We start from the raw sequence: 14,475 nt of genomic DNA on the forward strand, positions 1-14,475 counted from the left end.
ATCACCACACCCTGAGATAATCTTCACAACCAACCGCACTTTTTTTCATTGTTATCGATCCTAACATGGCTGGATAAAACCCATCTGTGGGATACATGTTATTCTGCCTTTCGTGTCATCGGAGTCGAACAGCGAATCACGTTAGGATCGCGACATGCTTCGTCCCGCGCCCCAGCCCGCACCGTCCTTGCGCCAGCAGGCCCTCGCTTGCGAGGCCGCCCGCGACTTGCCAGGCGCGCTTGAGGCCTGGCAGCAGGCCCTGACGGCGGAGCCGGACTCGCTGGACATCGCCCGCCATCTCGCCGACCTCGCCTTCCGCCTCAATATGTGGGACATGGCCGAGAAACTGCTGGCCCACCTGATCAACCGCGGCATCCGCGATATGGCGACCCTGACCGCCTTCGCCGCCACCTTGCGCGAACAGTCGCTGTTTGACGACGCCATTGACCTGCTCAAGACCCTGCTGGCCCAAAATCCACAAGAAACCGCGCTGTGGGAAGGCCTGGGCGCCGTCATGGCGGCCAAGGGCGATGTCGCCAATGCCGTCATCTTCTTCGACGAAGCCCTGCGGCTTGACCCGGGCAACCTCCACGCCCTGTTCAACCGCGCCTGCGCCCTGATGGACCGTGGCGATATGCGGTCCGGCCTGCGCGATTCCCTGGTCTGCGCCGACGCATTCCGCGATCCCGACAATCGCCGCAGCGCCGAGATGGCCTGCGCCCACGCGTCCCTGGCCCTGGGCGATCTGAAAGCCGGCTGGCGTTGGTTCCAGGCGCGCCATAAGGCCGGCTCCAATGCCGAGGTCCATTATGACCTGAACCTGCCGCGTCTCGACCCTGGCGAAAACCTGGCCGCCAAGCGCCTACTTGTGTCGGCGGAACAGGGTCTGGGCGACGAAATCCTGTTTGCTTCCCTTCTGCCCGATATTGCGGCAGCGATCGGCGACTATGGCTGGCTCGGTATTGTGGTCGAGCCACGCCTTGTCCCACTGTTTGCCCGCAGCTTCCCCCAGGCCCGCGTCATGGCGCATCGCACCCGCACGCTCGACGGCCGAATCGTCCGCGATGTGCCGGGCCTCGATCCGGCGGCCTTCGATTCCTATGTCCTGATCGGCGACCTCCTGTCGCGTTTCCGTCCCGACACCGCAGCCTTTTCGCCCGCCCGCGCCTTCCTGACGCCACCTTCCCCCCCGCTTGAAGTCCAGGCCTGGCTGGGTAGCCTGGCCCCTGGGCCCAGGGTCGGCATCCTGTGGAAGAGCCTGAAGTCCAACGCTGCCCGCGACCGTTATTTCGCGCCGTTCAGCCAATGGATGGAGGTTATGGCCGTGCCCGGCATCACCTTCGTCAACCTGCAATATGGCGATGTCGGCACGGAACAGGCCATGATGGCCGCCGCCGGCTTAACCCTGCATACAGCGCCCGGCCTTGACCTGAAGGATGATCTCGACGGCCTGGCCGGCCTGTGCGCCGGGCTCGATGTCGTGCTGGGCCCATCCAACGCCACGACCAATATCGCGGCCGCCTGTGGCGTACCCACCTGGCTGCTCGGCCTCGATCACGCCTGGCTGAAGCTGGGTCAGGACGACTATCCCTGGTACCCCAACGTTCGCTACATCTGCGCCCCCGCTGCCGGCCACTGGCAGCCGGCCATGGATCTGGTTCGCGATCAACTGTCCGAGCTAACCCAAGCCTTCGCGCTAACAAAGTCTTAAGCGCCCCGGGGCAAGATCAGGCGAGAGGTGTTTCATGCCCTATGATGTCGACCCCCTGCCCTTCCGCCTCGGCGAGATTGATTTTACCGCGCCGGCTTTCGAAACCTGGCTGGCCAATACCGTTGTGCACAAACAGGCCCAGAACTGGCTGACCCGTCCGACCATCCTGATCGGCGCCAGCGCTGTCCTGGCCCGGGATTTTGTTGCCCATACAATCGCTGCCGGCCATGTGATTGCCCTGCTCGACAATGCCCGCGCCGGCCAGACTCAGGACGGCATTGCCATTATCGGCGACGCGGACCTGGGCCCCTTGCTTGATGGCCTTCCCGACGCCGTCGGCGTCCTGTGCTGCGGCTCGGAAAACGCCATTCGCCACTTCCGCGCGGTATGGGGTCAGCGTCCGCAACCCCTGCTTTCCTATTTCGAGATCATTCCGCTGTGGCCGCAAGGCGCCTCGGCTGGCTTTCGCCTCGCCAACCTGCCGGGCTTTTCGACGCTCGACAGCGTGCGCGCCGCCCATCAGTCAGCCCGCCGCGTCCTGAGAGACATCACGTCGTTGCAGACCCTGGACGCGATCATGCTGTATCGCCTGACCTGGGACCTGAACGTCCTGACACTTGTCGCCCGACCGGAAAAGGCCATCTACTTCGAGCCCGACGTCATGCCCTTGCACGACCATGAGGTCCTGATCGACGGCGGCGCCTTCGATGGCGATACGGTCCGAGACTTTGTTGGCAAGACCGATGGTCATTACGACCACATCCACGCCTTCGAACTCGACCCGGCCAATGCTGAAGCCTTCCGCACCAAGACCGCTGGCCTTCGCGACGTCACCCTGCATAGCCTGGGTCTGTGGGACCGTCCGGCGCAGATGGGGATCGAGCATCGCAGCGATAACGGCAGTCGCGTCAGCGCAACCGCCGAGGTCCAGGTACCGCTCGACGCGCTCGACAATCTCGACGTCGGCGTGCCTACCCTGATCAAGCTCGATGTCGAAGGCGCTGAGATCGAGGCCCTGACCGGTGCCCGCCGGATCATTCAATCACACCGGCCGAAGCTCGCCGTCTGCGCGTACCACAAGCCCGACGATCTCGTGACGATTATCGATAAGATCCGCGAATTGCGCGACGACTATAGCTTCACCCTGCGCCACTACTCACCGATCCTGTACGATTCCGTCCTCTTTTGTACGTAAAACCAGCCTGATTCAGGCCTTGTACGGTTCCATACTGGCGTCGAGGAAGGGATTATTCGCTTCGCGGATCTGTGCCGCCGCATCGTCATACAGGAACGGCAGGAAGGCATAACGTCGCCCGCGCGTCACCTGAGACACCGCGTGCAGCAATGCACAGCCGAAGACCACGGCCCCGCCGACCGGCGGTTTGAAACTGCGCGGCCCGTATTCCGGAAAGCTCAGCTCGCCACCTTCGAAGTCATTGTTCAGATTGATCGTTATTGCAAAACGCCTGTGCGCCGTGCCCTTGGTGACATTGTCGCGGTGCGGCCGGAAATGCCCACCGTCTTCTTCGGTATAGCAACCGACAATATAGCGTTCCATGCGCGTAGCGTTGAAATTGTGGACCTTTTGAATCTCGGGATTGATCCGCCGCAACACCCTGGCCTGAATTTGCTTCTTCAGCGCCTCGTCCTCGATGGTCACGTCGCGCCGGCGCTTGAAACTGTGGTCGTGCACAGCCTTGGTCACGCCCTCGATCTCGCGCATGACGCCGCTTTCCTCGCCTTCGCCAGCCTCATACAGCCCGATAAGCCTCTGGCAAAACTCCGGTTCGAAGACATTCGGCAGATACAGGACGGGTGCCATCAATTCGACCCCGGCAAAGCGTTCCGGCGGAGGCAGGGCGTCGATCAAGGCAAAAATGCCCGGCAGGTTCGATCCATCCGCCGCGAATGGAAAAACCTTTAGTATCCGCAAGGTCGGATCGAGCAGCAGCCAGAAGCGGCGATAGTTCATCGCGGCGCCTTCCAACGGCAAGGCGCCATAAAGCCGCGACACCGCCCCGTCGAAATCCCAGAAATGCCTCTGGCCGGGCATATGTTCGACCAGCCGGTTATTTTCCCGGTCCTGCGGATCGGCGCTGACGCCGAAGAAGCAGATCTTGACGTCGTCGAACAGGGCACGATGCGCCATGATGGCCGTCATGGCGTTCTGTACCGGTTCATCGCCCGCCGTGCCGAAAAAGCCCATCAGGACATAACGCCCACCAACCGACGAGAAGGCGTATTTTGGATGGCTGGTATTGACCTGATGAAACCATGGCGCCGGATCCCCCGGCAGCAGGTTACGGTAGGCAAGTTGGGTGGGTGCGGTGGCGAGTTGTGCTTCGGTCATGGCGGTAAAATAACCGCCTTTTTCAAAGCCTTCAATGCGCCATATAGAGATTCAGCTGCGTTGTGTGCAACAGGGCCCGGGTCGTTCCGCCGAAGGCAAATTCGCGCAGGCGCGAACGGCCGAAGGCGCCGGCGACCATATAGTCGGCGCCGTGCCGCGCATTGGCATCGAGCAGAAGCGGCAATATGTCACCCTTGGGCAGAGGATCGATCGCGGCCGCAATGCCGTGAGCCCCGTAATAGTCAGCGAGGCGCTGCAGGTCGGCGGGATTATCACCGATGGGTGCGCCGATAATGACGACGCGTGACGCCTTTTTCAGCAGAGGTGTCGCCCGGCGTGCGGCGCGCGACGACGGCTCCTTGCCGTCCCAGGCCACCAGCGCCGTACCCTTCAAATCAAACGCCTTGCGTGCGATAAAGACGCCGGCACGCTCTTCCATCAGGACCTGCTGGAACGCCTCTGACAATAAGCCTTGTCCCTTGGCGCTGTTTTCACCGAAAACGACCAGGTCAGACAGGCGTGTCTCCATGGCCAGATCCTGCCAGACCGGCGAATTCAACACTGTGAACGCTTTTCCCGGACATGTCAGGGCTTCGAAATGTGCCCGCGCCACGGCTTCGGATTCCTCGGCCGCCACCTTCAGGCTGTCGATGGTCGACATCTGGACCGTCCCCATAAAGCCCTCGCCCAGCCAGGGCGCCAGTTCAGCCGGATCGGGCGGTGCGAACAGGACATTCAACCGTGCCCCGAAGCCGGCCGCGATCTGCGCCGCCAGTTGCAGGGCCAGGACTTCGGTCGCCGCGCCGCTGACCGGCACGCTGATACGCGACCAGGCGCCCTGCGCAGAAGCTGAAACGGTCATGATAATCTCCGTTTTTTGTGCATAGTTACAGAATCAGGTCGCGCCGCGGCGGCCAATAGCCGCATTATACACCCAGTCCGATAAATTCCCGATGCGACATTAAAATCCATGCCCGCCAAGCCTTTCCGTTCTCCCCGAAAATCCCTGCGTGATACGGCGCCGCGCGCCTGGCAACGCATGCTGTCCGGCCGGCGCCTTGACCTGCTTGATCCGGCGGCGATCGATATCGAGATCGACGATATTGCGCTGGGGCTGTCGCGGGTGGCGCGGTGGAACGGCCAGACTCTCGGCGATCACGGCTTTTCCGTTGCCCAGCACAGCCTGATCGTCGAAGATATCTGCGCCCATATCGATCCGAAGATCAGCGTACCCCATCGCCTGATGGCCCTGTTGCACGACGCTCCGGAATACGTCATCGGCGACATGATCTCACCGTTCAAGGCTGCCCTTGGCCTGGACTACAAACGTTTCGAGGCCCATCTAGAACAGGCCATTCATGTCCGCTTCGGCCTGCCGGCCCTCATGCCGCCCGCCGTCAAGAAGCTGATCAAGTTGGCCGACCATGCCTGCGCCTATTTCGAAGCAACGCAACTGGCAGGGTTCAGCGATACGGAGGCGCGGCAATATTTCGGTGAACCGCCCGAGGGATACAACCTGACCATCGATCCCCTGCCGGCCAAGGCAGCCTCGGAGGCCTTTGTGGCGCGTTTCCACACCTTGCTGATCCAGGCCCGGGGATAGACTATGGGCCTGGCCATCGAATTGTCGGCGGTTGTGGTGACGGTCAAGGACAATGAGGCCCTGGTCCTGTGCCTTAACCTGCCACGCGGTGAGAATGGCCCGGCACACGCCCTGCCCTCGGGTCCGTTCGCGCCGCAAAGCCACCGCACCTTCGATCTCGCCCTGCGCGCCTTCGTGCGGGAACAGTCGGGTTTCGACATTGGCTATGTCGAGCAGCTGTACAGTTTCGGCGACGAAGGCCGCGACGCCATGGCGGGCGCCAATCGCGTGATCTCGATCGGCTATCTCGCACTGACGCCGGACAGCGATTTCAAGGCGCGGATCAATGCTGCCTGGGTGCCGTTCCACCGTTTCTTTCCGTGGGAAGACTGGAGGGGGGAGGATTGGCGCGGCAAGGACTCGACAAATGCCGCCCTGGAAGCCTTGCGCCCCGCCCTGCGCGCCTGGATCGACCGTTGTGACAGCGAGTTGAGACGCAGCCGGGTGGATACGCTGTTCCCCGAAGACTTCGACAACTGGAACGAAGAGCGCGTCCTCGACCGCTACGAACTGCTCTACGAAGCCGGGATTATCGCCGAGGCTCTGCGCGCGACCGGGGGACAGGCGGCGCCGCACAGCGGCGATCCGCTGGCATCCGACCATCGCCGCATTGTCGCCACGGCCTTGTCGCGGTTGCGCGGAAAGTTGAAATACCGGCCGGTGATTTTCGAGCTGATGCCGCAGAGCTTTACCCTGCTCGAGTTGCAAAAGTCGCTGGAAGCTTTGACGGGTGTACGGCTGCATAAGCAGAACTTCCGCCGCGCCCTGGAACGGACAGGCTTTGTCGAGCCGTTGGGCATTATGCGCGAAGATACGGGTGGCCGTCCGGCCGAACTGTACAGCTATAACCGCGACCGCTTCCGCTTCAGCCCGTCCTCGGGCCTCAGCCTGCCGCGGGTGTAGTATCCGTGGCCCTTGACTGCTGTTGCGGCAAATCATTCAGGGCGGCATCAGCTCTGGCGCAATGACCTGAAAGTACAGTATTTTTCAACGCGGAAAGCGCGGAAAAGACGGACAGGCGCGGAAATGGAGCAGGCCGATACGTTCTTGCCCGAAGGGCAACAATGACGCCTGCAGCAGCTTTCGTGAATGTAAGGCGCTTCGCGCTGGAGGAACAACGCCCTAGATTTCCGCGCCTCGTCCGTCTTTTCCGCGCTTTCCGCGATGAAAATTACTGTAAAATCAGTAATTTCACGAAAATTGTAGCCGAATACGGACGAAACTACAGCCTTGCCAGGCGCGCGGCCTGAGACATCCAGTTTTCACGGGCGATACGGCGCGAAGTCGGCAGCCGATTGGCAACCCAGGCAACATGCTCCGGCGACCATCCGGCAATCTGCCAGAAATGATAGATGCCGAGATCGTTCAACTGACGCTGCTGGTCGGCCGTAATACCCGAAATCACCGTCAGATCATCGATCGGGCCCTGCGGCGCCGTCAAACGCGTTGGCTCAAGACCGGAACCCGCCTGCTGGACAGCCGCCTCAACGCTTTCCGGCGTCATGCTGGCCAGGCTGGAGACGCGGCGCACATTGCCGAAATCGTCCGACAGGGTAAAGGCATGCAACGAAGCGCCCGGCTGAGCCACCGCCTGGGCGGGGTTGAGCGGAATATAGGACGGGCGATCGGGTTCCGGCGCCTTGGCGGGCGTGACACCGACGGTGAAATGTTCCGCGGCGGCATCGAGATAGCTGACGGGCTGCGGACGCACCGGTGTTGCGGCCGGCGCAGGCGCAGCGAACTCCACGACGTCAGCCGTCGACCAGTCAACAGCTGCCCTTACCGGACGGGCCACCCGCTTCTTACCAGCCATCATCCAGCCAACAATGGCAAACAGGCCGAAGCTGGCCACCAGAAATAGAACGGATTGCAACACGAGCGAAGGCATATCAACTCACCTTACGGGCAATAAAACCGGTCGCCAGCCCCAATATGGCCGCGCCCATCAACAGAAAACGCAATTCGAATAACAGATGCAGCATGGCTTTTCCCTTACCCGGCCTTGGTTCTGAAAATGACACGGCGATTGGCCGCCCGACCTTCAGGTGTCGCGTCGTCAGCCACCGGCGCCGTTCCGCCCATACCCTGGACCACGAGGCGATCGCGGTCCAGACCACGCCTGGCCAGGCCGTCGGCCGCCGTCTGGGCGCGGGCCTCGGAGATCAGCCGGTTGGCCGCTGCATCACCGACCGTGTCGGTATACCCGGTCACCACCACCTTGACGTCCGAAGGACAGGCGGACGCCGCCGCGTAGACATCGTCGAGGATCGGCTCACTGTCGGCGGTCAGGTCATAGGTGCCGAAACGGTAGTTGAGTTTGCGGCCGCCGAGCGCAGCCGTGATGCGGTCTTCGCAGGTCCGCGCCACTTCGGTGGCCGCATCCCGCGCGGAGTCACCCGCGACGGCCGGCAGGTCGGCGCGGACCGAGGCGATGGCTGTCGCCCGCTCGCCGTTGACAATGCCAGCCGGCGCCGTGACTGGGGGCGCCGTAAGGGACGACGGATTGGACGCCGCCAGTTGCGGCGGCGTGGCCTCGCCAATCGAAACGATCTTGATCTGTGTCACCTTGCCGTCCAGATCGGCGACGACCGCCCTGGCCTTGGCCAGGTGCGTCGCCGGATCGGCCACCGTATCGCCGACACTCAGGGTTACGGTCTGGCCAGACACATCGGCGCGGACATCGTCAAACCCCTTATCCGCCAATGCCTTGGTCACACTGGCGCGCACATCGCTTTCCACACCTGGCAGAGTCCGGTACAGCCCGAACGCGCCCAGCGCGATCAGCCCACTCAGACCCACTACCCAAACGGCCCCGGTCTTCATGCGACACCCCATATCCGAATGTTCCACGTCAAGGCGTGAAACCTATTAACCAAAGGTTATCGCGTTTAAGCCGGGTCGGCAACCAGCCAAAACAACTCGCGAGGGACAAAATTCGTTCGAAGGCGCCGGGCCGACAAAAGCGCCACACCCGGCTCTCCGTGATTACCCCTGCGACGCAATCGCCGCCTGTGCCGCGGCCAAGCGCGCCACCGGGACGCGATAGGGCGAGCAGGACACATAGCCCAGTCCGACCTTGTGGCAGAAGGCGATCGAAGCCGGATCGCCGCCGTGTTCGCCGCATAGCCCGAGCTTGATGTCCCGACGCGCAGCCTTGCCCTTGGCGACGGCAATTTCGATCAGGGCGCCGACGCCGTCGGTATCAAGGCTGACGAACGGGTCCTTGTCGAAAATCCCCTTCTCGATATAGGGATTGAGGAAGCGGCCCGAGTCATCGCGGCTGATGCCGAAGGTCGTCTGGGTCAGGTCGTTGGTGCCGAACGAGAAGAATTCCGCCGTCTCGGCCAGCTTGTCGGCCAGCAGGGCAGCGCGCGGTAGTTCGATCATGGTGCCGGTCCGGTAGACCAGGGTCTTACCGCGCGCAGCAAAGACCTGCGCCGCGATGTTGTGGGTCATGGCCGACAAATTGGCCATTTCGGTCTGCGTCGCGACCAGTGGATGCATGATTTCCGGCAGCGGATTCCCGCCGGCTTCCGCCACATCGACCGCCGCATTGAACAGTGCCGTCAACTGGCTCTCATATATTTCCGGGAAGGTGATGCCGAGACGGCAGCCGCGCCAGCCCAGCATGGGGTTGGTTTCCGACAATTCCTTGGTGCGCTTGTACAGCTTGTCGGCGCCGACACCGGACATTTCGGCGACGTGCTTCACGTCCTCCTCGGTGTGGGGCAGGAATTCGTGCAGCGGCGGGTCGAGCAGGCGGATGGTCACGGGCAGGCCGTCCATGATCTTGAACAGTTCGACGAAATCGGCCTTCTGCATCGGCTCGATCTTGGCCAGGGCCTTGCGGCGTCCGGCTTCGTCGTCGGCCAGGATCATTTCGCGCACGGCCGAGATACGGTCTTCGTCGAAGAACATATGCTCGGTGCGGCACAGGCCAATACCCTTGGCGCCAAAGCCCAGGGCTGTGCGCGCGTCGGCCGGGGTCTCGGCATTGGTGCGGACTTCCAGGCGCTTGTACTCATCGGCCCAGGCCATGATCTGGTGGAAGTCTTCGGAGAATTCCGGCTCGATCATGCGCACGGCGCCTTTGATGATCTCACCCGACGAGCCATCCAGCGTTACGACATCGCCGTGGCGGTAGGTCTGGCCACGCGACACGAACTCGCCGCGTTCGGCATAGATCTGCATCTCGCCGGCGCCGGAGACGCAGGGACGCCCCATGCCACGGGCGACGACCGCCGCGTGGCTGGTCATGCCACCACGCGCCGTGACGATTGCCTTGGCGGCATACATGCCCTTGATGTCTTCTGGCGAGGTTTCGTCGCGAACCAGGATGACGTCGTCGCCACCAGCGGCAAAACGCACAGCGTCCTCCGCCGTGAAGACGATCTTGCCCGAAGCGGCGCCCGGCGATGCCGGCAAGCCCTTGGCGATGATCACCTTGTCGGCCTTGGGGTCGAGCATCGGGTGCAACAGTTGATCCAGGGTCGACGGATCGATACGCATCAGGGCTTCCTGCGGCGTAATCAGGCCTTCCCTGGCCATGTCGACGGCGATCTTCAGGGCAGCTTTCGACGTCCGCTTGGCGTTGCGGGTCTGCAGCATATACAGCTTGCCCTGCTCGACTGTGAATTCAACGTCCTGGACATCGCGGTAGTGGTTTTCCAGCGTGTCAACAGTTGACTTGAACTGCTGGAACACTTCAGGCAGGGACTCTTCCATCGACAGGGCGCGTTCCCCCATGTCTTCGCGCGACTTCTTGGTCAGGGCCTGGGGCGTGCGAATCCCGGCGACCACGTCTTCGCCCTGGGCATTGAGCAGGAATTCGCCGTACAAGCTGCTGTCGCCGTTCGACGGATTGCGCGTAAAGGCAACGCCGGTCGCCGAGGTATTGCCCATATTGCCGAAGACCATCGACTGGATATTGACGGCAGTCCCCCAGTCTTCGGGGATGTCGTGCATCTTGCGATAAAACTTGGCGCGATCGTTCATCCACGAGCCGAACACGGCCTTCACCGCGCCCCAGAGCTGATCCTTGGGGTCCTGCGGAAAGTCGCGGCCCAGTTCGGATTTGACCATGGCCTTGTACTCGGCAATGACCTTTTCCCAGTCCTTGGCCGTGATGTCGGTGTCGACGGTAACGCCCAGGCGGTCCTTGTGGTCGTCGAGAATGTCTTCGAAGCTGTGGTGAGTCACCCCCAGCACGACATTGGAGTACATGGTGATAAAGCGGCGGTAGCAATCGAGCGCGAAGCGGCGATCACCGGTCAGGGTCGCAAGGCCATCGACGGTGGCGTCGTTGAGGCCCAGATTGAGCACCGTGTCCATCATGCCCGGCATGGAGGCGCGGGCGCCCGAGCGGACGCTGACCAGCAGTGGATTGGCGACGTCGCCAAAACCCTTGCCTGTGGTCTTTTCCAGGTTGGCCAGGGCCGTTTCGACCTCTTCTACCAGGCCGTCCGGCAGGCTGGCGTCGTTCTTGTAATAATGGACGCAGGCTTCCGTGGTGATGGTGAACCCGGCCGGTACCGGCAGGTTCAACGACGACATCTCGGCGAGATTCGCCCCCTTACCGCCCAGCAGCGCCTTCATCGACGCGTCACCATCGGCTTGTCCCGCCTTGAACGCATAGACCCAATGCTTCGACATGAACTTTCCCTTTTCATGTTTATTGTTTAATTATACCCGGAACCTTTTGGTTCCTTTGTATTTTTCATGTCACGCATTAACTGCGTCAGGCGATTTTGCTCAAATCCGCAATGTCGCGTGACAGGTCGCATACCCCTCTCAGAATGGCCAGGCGGTTGGCTTTGATCTCTTCGTCATCCGCATTGACCAGCACACCATCGAGGAATGTATCAACAGTTTGCCGCAATGCAGCAATAGTTTTCAAGGCCTCGGTGTAGTTTTCTTTCGTTATGTGGGACTTGACCGTCGGCGCCGCGATTTGCAGCGCGCTCAGCAGGGCCTGTTCCAGCGTGTCGATCCCGGCATAGGTCTGCGGTTCGGCGTGCGGCAAGTCGGTCTTGCTGGCCGCCAGGATATTGGCAGCGCGCTTGTGCAGGGTCAGCAGGTCTTCGCCGGCCGACGTGGCAATCACCGCTTCGACGGCGTCGATCCGCGCCAGCGTGTTGACGATGTCGTCCCCGCCCAGGGTCGCTTCGATCACATCGAGGCGGCGGCCTTCTTCTTTCAGCTGAACCTTTAGGCGGTCGTTGAAGAAATCGGCAATATCGCGAGCCACGCCCTGCGCGTCCGCCGCGGTAACGGCGTCACGGCCAGGGCTTTGGAACCAGGCCGCGATCAGGCCCGGCAGCGAAAGACGCAGGCCATGCTCACGGATGATGCGGAGGATGCCCAGAGCTGAACGACGCAGGGCATAAGGGTCTTTCGAGCCTGTCGGCTTTTCATTGACAGCAAAGAAGCCGATCAGAGTGTCGAGTTTATCGGCCAGGGCCACGGCGGCGCTAACCTTGCCTGCCGGAACACCATCTGACGGCCCCTGCGGCTTGTAGTGCTCGCGGATGGCATTGGCCACATCAGGGTCCAGCTTTAAGGCGTCGGCATAGTAGCCGCCCATAACCCCTTGAAGTTCTGGAAATTCCCCAACCATCTTCGATGCCAGATCGGCCTTGGCCAGACGTGCGGCTTCGGTCGTCAGGGCGACATCCGCGCCGACCAGTGGCGCGATATAGGTGGCGAGCGCCGTAATCCGCTGGACGCGTTGCGCCATGGTGCCTAGCTTGACGTGGAAGGTGGTGCCTTTGAGACGTTCCAGCCAGCGATCGAAATTGCCCGCCTTATTGTCCTCGTTCCAGAAAAAGACGCCGTCCGACAGACGCGCCGACAACACCTTGGCATTGCCGCGCTTGATCTCGATGCCATCGTCTGTCGCCTTGATATTGGCGACAATGACGAAGTGCGGCGCCATCTTGAGATTATCAGTTGCGCTAACGCTTCGCTCCTTGAGCGCAGTCGCCTTGTCGCGCACGGCAAAATATTTCTGGTGCGTCCGCATCGAGGTCTTGATGACCTCCGGCGGCAGAGCGAGGAATTGCGGGTCCATATCGCCGAGGATGGGGATAGGGAATTCATTTAGGCCCGCGACCTCTTCCAGCAGCCCTTGATCGTCCATCAGTTCGCAGCCGGCGGCCTCGCAGACGGCGCGCGCCTTGTCCAGAATGACGGCCTGGCGATCGGCATGATCCAGAATGACAGAATTTTCCGCCAAGACCTTCTGATAGCTGGCAAAATCGCTCACAGTCAGGGCTTTCCCCGAACCGAGGAAGCGATGGCCTTGCGTCGTATTGCCGGCGGTCAAACCTTCCAGTTCGAACGGGATCACGCTGCCATCGAACAGGAACAGGACGCTTTTCAGCGGCCGCACCCAACGGAAGCTGCTGACGCCCGACCGCATCGACTTCGGCCACGGAAAGGCCAGGATAACCTCACGCAGCATGTCGCCCAGCACATCGGCCGTCTTGCGGCCGGGCTTTTCGATCCGCGCCATCCACACGCCGTTTTCCAGCACCAGCTGATCCTGGGTCAAACCGACCTTGCGCAGGAAGCCGGCCATGGCCTGTTCCGGCGCACCGTCCTTTGGCCCTTTAACCTCTTCGGTCACCGCCACCTGCTCCGCCGGCAGACCTTCGACGACCAGGGCAAGCCTGCGCGGACCGACATAGCCCTTGATGCTGTCAAAGGTCAGGCCTGAGGTCGTCAGCTTGGTGCCGAACAGGCGCTCGAAATCCTTCGCCGCGCCCAATTGCATGCGGGCCGGGATTTCTTCCGAAAAAAGCTCGATCAATAGTTGCGCCATTACCGTGTCTCCTCTTGCCGCGCCCATTCGGTGGCGCAGGCCTTACAGAGATCGCGGATGCGGCCGATATAGCTCTGACGTTCGGCCACGGCGATGGCGCCGCGTGCATCCATCAGGTTGAACAGGTGCGACGCCTTCAGCACATGGTCATAGGCCGGCAGGACCAGCGGATAACCCAGCGAATTGGGCGTGTTCAGAATGCGCGTCACGTTGGTTTCCATGTCCTCGAACTGGCGCTTCAGGGTCGCCACGTCGGAGGCTTCGAAATTGAAGGCCGAGAACTGGCGTTCCTGTTCCTTGAACACCTCGCCGTATTTGACGCCGGCCTTGTTGAACTTCAGGTCGTAGACATTGTCGACATTCTGCAGATACATACACAGGCGTTCCAGCCCGTAGGTCAGTTCGCCCGACACCACATCGACCTCGATGCCGCCGACACCCTGGAAGTAGGTATATTGCGTGACTTCCATGCCGTCACACCACACTTCCCAGCCAAGGCCCCAGGCGCCGACGGTGGGGTTTTCCCAGTCGTCCTCGACAAAACGGATATCGTGCAGGTGCGTATCCAGCCCAATAGCCTTCAACGAGCCCAGATACAGGTCCTGGAGGTTGTCTGGATTGGGCTTCAGTATGACCTGATACTGGTAATAGTGCTGCAAACGGTTGGGATTTTCGCCATAGCGGCCATCGACCGGACGGCGCGACGGCTGGACGTAGGCGCATTTCCACGGCTTCTTGCCCAGGGCGCGCAGGACGGTGGCCGGGTGCAATGTACCGGCGCCGACCTCGACATCATAGGGTTGCAGGATCACGCAGCCCTGTTCGGACCAGTAGGCATGAAGGGTCAGGATAAGGTCCTGAAACGATAGAGGTTCTGTGGAAGCCATGGTCTTGTAAAAATCGCCCGCAAATTTGGCCGGAACATAGAGGGCGCGACCAGCCCTAGCAAG

Annotated in this window: 11 protein-coding genes; 4 read left to right on the top strand and 7 right to left on the bottom strand. The window is 61.6% G+C overall.

What is annotated here, in order from left to right:
- Positions 1-154 precede the first annotated feature (154 nt).
- Together AC1DXO_RS17260 and AC1DXO_RS17265 are read left to right on the top strand one after the other, a co-directional pair.
- Positions 155-1,711, top strand: coding sequence for a tetratricopeptide repeat protein (locus AC1DXO_RS17260; protein ID WP_476979406.1), 1,557 nt, complete (start codon positions 155-157; stop codon positions 1,709-1,711).
- 34 nt (positions 1,712-1,745) lie between these two features.
- Positions 1,746-2,906, top strand: coding sequence for an FkbM family methyltransferase (locus AC1DXO_RS17265; protein WP_476979407.1), 1,161 nt, complete (start codon positions 1,746-1,748; stop codon positions 2,904-2,906).
- 12 nt (positions 2,907-2,918) lie between these two features.
- Here the strand turns inward: AC1DXO_RS17265 and AC1DXO_RS17270 are convergent, their stop codons facing one another.
- Positions 2,919-4,061 carry a 2OG-Fe(II) oxygenase gene (locus AC1DXO_RS17270; protein WP_476979408.1) on the bottom strand — a complete coding sequence of 381 codons (1,143 nt, stop codon included), beginning with the start codon at positions 4,059-4,061 and terminating at the stop codon, positions 2,919-2,921.
- Positions 4,062-4,092: 31 nt separating this feature from the next.
- Positions 4,093-4,923, bottom strand: coding sequence for a universal stress protein (locus AC1DXO_RS17275; protein ID WP_476979409.1), 831 nt, complete (start codon positions 4,921-4,923; stop codon positions 4,093-4,095).
- A gap of 108 nt (positions 4,924-5,031) precedes the next feature.
- Here AC1DXO_RS17275 and AC1DXO_RS17280 point away from each other — a divergent pair, with 108 nt between their 5' ends.
- Positions 5,032-5,664: an HD domain-containing protein gene (locus tag AC1DXO_RS17280; RefSeq protein ID WP_476979410.1), complete on the top strand. Its 633-nt coding sequence runs from the start codon at positions 5,032-5,034 to the stop codon at positions 5,662-5,664.
- 3 nt (positions 5,665-5,667) lie between these two features.
- On the top strand, positions 5,668-6,606 hold the full coding sequence (locus tag AC1DXO_RS17285) for an NUDIX hydrolase (RefSeq protein ID WP_476979411.1): 939 nt from the start codon (positions 5,668-5,670) through the stop codon (positions 6,604-6,606).
- A 319-nt stretch (positions 6,607-6,925) separates the two neighbouring features.
- On the opposite strand, the gene AC1DXO_RS17290 is transcribed toward AC1DXO_RS17285, so the two are convergent.
- The 5 genes from AC1DXO_RS17290 to AC1DXO_RS17310 form a co-directional block, all read right to left on the bottom strand.
- The gene (locus AC1DXO_RS17290; RefSeq protein ID WP_476979412.1) at positions 6,926-7,591 is read right to left on the bottom strand and encodes a hypothetical protein; all 666 of its coding nucleotides are present in this window, start codon (positions 7,589-7,591) and stop codon (positions 6,926-6,928) included.
- 104 nt (positions 7,592-7,695) lie between these two features.
- Complete coding sequence (locus tag AC1DXO_RS17295) at positions 7,696-8,526, bottom strand: OmpA family protein (RefSeq protein WP_476979413.1); 831 nt, start codon at positions 8,524-8,526, stop codon at positions 7,696-7,698.
- A 162-nt stretch (positions 8,527-8,688) separates the two neighbouring features.
- The gene (gene ppdK / locus AC1DXO_RS17300; RefSeq protein WP_476979414.1) at positions 8,689-11,355 is read right to left on the bottom strand and encodes a pyruvate, phosphate dikinase; all 2,667 of its coding nucleotides are present in this window, start codon (positions 11,353-11,355) and stop codon (positions 8,689-8,691) included.
- 85 nt (positions 11,356-11,440) lie between these two features.
- Complete coding sequence (gene glyS, locus AC1DXO_RS17305; protein WP_476979415.1) at positions 11,441-13,525, bottom strand: glycine--tRNA ligase subunit beta; 2,085 nt, start codon at positions 13,523-13,525, stop codon at positions 11,441-11,443.
- Positions 13,525-14,412 (bottom strand): glycine--tRNA ligase subunit alpha, encoded by an 888-nt coding sequence (locus tag AC1DXO_RS17310; RefSeq protein WP_476979416.1) that lies wholly within the window; start codon positions 14,410-14,412, stop codon positions 13,525-13,527. The genes glyS and AC1DXO_RS17310 overlap by 1 nt, the downstream gene beginning before the upstream one ends.
- Positions 14,413-14,475 lie beyond the last annotated feature (63 nt).

The sequence above is a fragment of the Asticcacaulis sp. P2_C5 genome (assembly GCF_056404555.1).